The following is a 3,010-nucleotide window of genomic DNA, read 5'->3' as shown; positions in this document are numbered from 1 at the left end:
CCGACCCCACCGGCGCCGTGCCCGTCGGCGCCGAGTCCACCGGCGCCGGCGACCGCGTCCCAGTCGTCGCGAGGGGAGAGCGCGGGGCCGGGCGACATCCGGGGCGCGGGCGGCGCGGGCGGCGCCACCGGCGGGGCGGGCGGCCTGGCCTGCGCCTTTCCGTTGCTGCGGCTCGGGGAACCGGAGGTCCTGACCGGCGGGCGGCCACCCCTGCGGCTCTCGATCAGAGCGACGGCCCGCTCCGGCAGCCACGCGGACGCGGTACCGCTGTCGTCGGAACCGGAGGAGAACAGATGCGGGGCGAGCTGTGCCTGCAGGTCGGCGGGCGAGGGCCGCATCGCGGCCTCCATGTGCATGCAGGTGTCGATCAGCGGCCGCAGCTCCTCGGGCAGCCCGTCCAGGTCGGGGCCCTCGCGCAGCAGCATGAAGACCGTCTCGACCGGGTTGGCGCCGTGGAACGGGGCGTGCCCGGTGGCGGCGAAGACCAGGGTGGAGCCGAGCGAGAAGATGTCGCTGGCGCCGGTGACGCTGCGGGAGTCCTTGGCCTGCTCGGGCGACATGTACGCGGGGGTGCCGACGGCGACGTTCGTCATGGTCAGCCGGGTGTTGGAGACACCCGACGCGATCCCGAAGTCGATCACCCGCGGGCCGTCCTCGACGACGAGGACGTTGGACGGCTTCAGGTCCCGGTGGACCAGGCCCGCGCCGTGGATGGACTGCAGCGCCTCGGCCACACCGGCGGCGAGCCAGCGCACCGCCTGGGCCGGGAGCGGCCCGCACTCGTTCACTATCTCTTCGAGGGAGGGCGCGGGGACGTACGCGGTGGCGAGCCACGGCACGGCCGCGCGCGGGTCGGCGTCGACGACGGCCGCGGTGTAGAAACCGGACACGGCGCGGGCCGCCTCCACCTCACGCGTGAAGCGGACGCGGAACAGCTGGTCCTCGGCGAGCTCCGTCCTGACCGTCTTGATCGCCACCCGGCGGCCCGAGGCCGAGCGCGCGAGATAGACGAGCCCCATGCCGCCGGCACCCAGCCGGCCAAGCACCTCGAACGGGCCGATCCGCCTCGGATCGTGCTGCGTCAGCTGCTCCACCACTTGCCACCTCCCCGTACGAGACCGCGTCTACCGCGTACGTGCCGCGTGCGTCCGCGTCCGTACCGACCAAGTTGTGCACACCGCTTCCGGCCAGGTTCTCACCAAGAAGCCGCAGCGGCGGCACGCACCCTGATTGTTCCTGTTACCGGGTGATGGTTGCGAACCCAAGGTCAAACCGGGATGTCTGCGCACATACAAGGCGAAATCAGGTCACATCTGGGGCCCAGGAAGCCTCCGGAAGCCGCGGAAACCCGTCAGGACGCCTCAGGACGGCGGCTCAGGATCCTGCAGTACGGCGAAGCCCGCCCCCTGATTGTCGACGAGGACGGCCATCCGCCCGTACGGAATGTCGAAGGGCTCGGCACGTACCCGGCCGCCGAGGGCGCGGGTCCTGGCGGCGGCGGCGTCGCAGTCGGCGACGTTGAAGTAGACGAGGAAGTGGGCGGGCATCTCGGCCGGGAAGGCGCCGGAGACCAGCGAGCGGCCGCCGATCGCGGTCTCCGGGCCCGGCGGGGTGCCGGCCGGCGACCACAGGCGGTAGGCGGTGCCGTCGATCTCGGGCATATCGGTGCCGCCGTACCCGAAGACGGACTCGTAGAACGGGTCGACGACGCCCCCGTCGCGGGAGTACACCTCGGTCCAGCAGAAGGAGTCCGGTTCGCCCGACTTCTCGAAGCCGGGGTACGTGCCGGCCTGCCAGAGGCCGAAGACGGCGCCCTCGGGGTCGGTGACGAGCGCGACCGTGCCGTACGCGCCGACCGGCACCGGCGCCGTCACCACCTGCCCGCCCGCATCCCTGACCGTCCTGGCCAGGGCGTACGCGTCCGGGGTCGCGAAGTAGACGTTCCACACAGTCGGCATGCGGCCGTCCCGCTTCGGCGCGAGCGCGGCCACGGCCCGGCCCTCGCTGTACGCCCGCGCGGGCGTACGTGCGGGTGCGGTCGCTCCGGGCGTCTCGCCAGTCTCGAAGGCCTCGAAGGTCCAGCCGAAGAGTGCGCCGTAGAACCGTTTGCCTGCCTCCACGTCGGGCAGGAGCGCGTCGATCCAGCAGGGGACGCCCTGCGCGTATCCGGCAACCGGGATGTCTGCCATGGCTTCAAAGTAAGGCTCCCGCGCACTACCCGCCCCATTTGCAGTCGGCCGAATCGCGCTCAGATCACCCCTCGGTAAGCTGACGGCATGACAGGACAAGTACGCACGGTCGACGGCCGTGTTGCCGGGCGACGCGGCCAGGCGACGCGGCAGAAGTTGCTCGACTGCCTCAGCGAGATGCTCAGTTCTTCGCCGTACCGGGACGTCAAGGTCATCGATGTCGCCCGGAAGGCCGGGACTTCGCCCGCGACCTTCTATCAGTACTTCCCCGATGTCGAGGGCGCGGTCCTGGAGATCGCCGACCAAATGGCCACCGAGGGCGCCGGGTTGACGGATGTGCTCGCCGAGCGCTCCTGGGTCGGCAAGGCCGGCTGGCAGGCCGCGCAGGAACTGGTCGACGGCTTCCTCGACTTCTGGCGCAAGAACGAGGCGATCCTGCGGGTGGTCGATCTCGGCGCGGCCGAGGGCGACAAACGCTTCTACAAACTCCGCATGAAGATCCTGAACTCCGTCACCAACTCCCTTACGGACACGGTGAAGGAGCTCCAGTCCAAGGGCAAGGTCGACAAGGACGTGAGCGCCGCGGCGATGGCGGGTTCCCTGGTCGCGATGCTGGCGGCGGTGGCCTCGCACCAGAAGGGGTTCCAGACGTGGGGCGTCAAGCAGGCTGAACTCAAGCCGAATCTGGCGTTGTTGGTGCACTTGGGTATCACCGGGAAGAAGCCCACGAAGTAGGACCACTTCGATCTCGTCCTGTCACACAGGCGGTGGACCGTACCAACGGTCCACCGCCTGTGGCGTTTTACTCCCCGCCCCGCCCC

General features: G+C 70.4%; 3 protein-coding genes. 1 reads left to right on the top strand and 2 read right to left on the bottom strand.

Annotation, left to right across the window (positions count from 1 at the left end):
- Both GUY60_RS36335 and kbpA read right to left on the bottom strand, forming a co-directional pair.
- A partial coding sequence (locus GUY60_RS36335) for a serine/threonine-protein kinase (protein WP_312866563.1) occupies positions 1–1,097 on the bottom strand: 1,097 nt, incomplete at its 3' end.
- Positions 1,098–1,361: 264 nt separating this feature from the next.
- Positions 1,362–2,189 carry an AfsK-binding protein KbpA gene (gene kbpA / locus GUY60_RS36330; RefSeq protein ID WP_161705757.1) on the bottom strand — a complete coding sequence of 276 codons (828 nt, stop codon included), beginning with the start codon at positions 2,187–2,189 and terminating at the stop codon, positions 1,362–1,364.
- Between the two features lie 87 nt (positions 2,190–2,276).
- Between kbpA and GUY60_RS36325 the strand changes: the two genes are divergently transcribed.
- Positions 2,277–2,924, top strand: a complete 648-nt coding sequence (locus GUY60_RS36325; RefSeq protein ID WP_161705756.1) for a TetR family transcriptional regulator — start codon at positions 2,277–2,279, stop codon at positions 2,922–2,924.
- Positions 2,925–3,010: the final 86 nt, after the last annotated feature.

Source organism: Streptomyces boluensis (genome assembly GCF_009908195.1).
GTDB classification, from domain to species: Bacteria; Actinomycetota; Actinomycetes; order Streptomycetales; family Streptomycetaceae; genus Streptomyces; species Streptomyces boluensis.
The sequence above is the reverse complement of the archived record's forward strand: the minus strand, read 5'-3'. Positions and strand labels throughout refer to the sequence as shown.